This window comes from Psychrobacter sp. 1U2, assembly GCF_051847575.1.
Map to the genome: position 1 here is coordinate 1 of NZ_JBPYDC010001040.1, position 730 is coordinate 730.

The 730-nt window shown below is 43.2% G+C and carries 1 pseudogene; it reads left to right on the forward strand.

The window, feature by feature from the left end:
* A pseudogene (gene rpoB, locus ACS8FD_RS20255) lies at positions 1–730 on the forward strand (DNA-directed RNA polymerase subunit beta); the annotation flags it as partial.

Consider the following 730-nt stretch of genomic DNA (forward strand, 5'->3'; position numbering starts at 1 on the left):
TGGCGGTGTGATTGAAGATGTTGATGCCTCACGTATCGTTGTTCGTGTAAACGAAGACGAGATGAATGCTGGTGAAGCGGGTATCGATATCTATAACTTAATCAAATACACACGCTCTAACCAAAACACTTGTATTAACCAACGTATCATCGTCAACCAAGGTGATGAAATTGCTTTGGGTGATATCTTGGCTGATGGTCCATCAACGGATCTTGGTGAGCTAGCGCTAGGTCAGAACATTCGTATCGCATTTATGCCGTGGAATGGTTACAACTTTGAAGATTCAATCTTGCTATCTGAAAAAGTCGTTAAAGAAGATCGCTTTACTACGATTCATATCCAAGAGTTGACTTGTGTGGCGCGTGATACCAAGCTTGGAACAGAAGAAATCACAGCTGATATTCCAAACGTAGGTGAGGCTGCTTTATCAAGTCTGGATGAAGCAGGTATTGTTTATATCGGTGCTGAAGTTGATGCAGGCGATATCTTAGTTGGTAAAGTCACACCAAAAGGCGAGACGCAACTAACGCCAGAAGAGAAACTGCTACGGGCTATCTTTGGTGAAAAGGCTGCTGATGTAAAAGACACTTCACTGCGTGTTCCAACATCAAGCAAAGGCACAGTTATCGATGTACAGGTCTTTACCCGTGACGGCGTTGAAAAAGACGCACGGGCAAGAGCGATTGAAAAATCACAGCTCGATAGCTATCGTAAAGATTTAAAAGAAGAG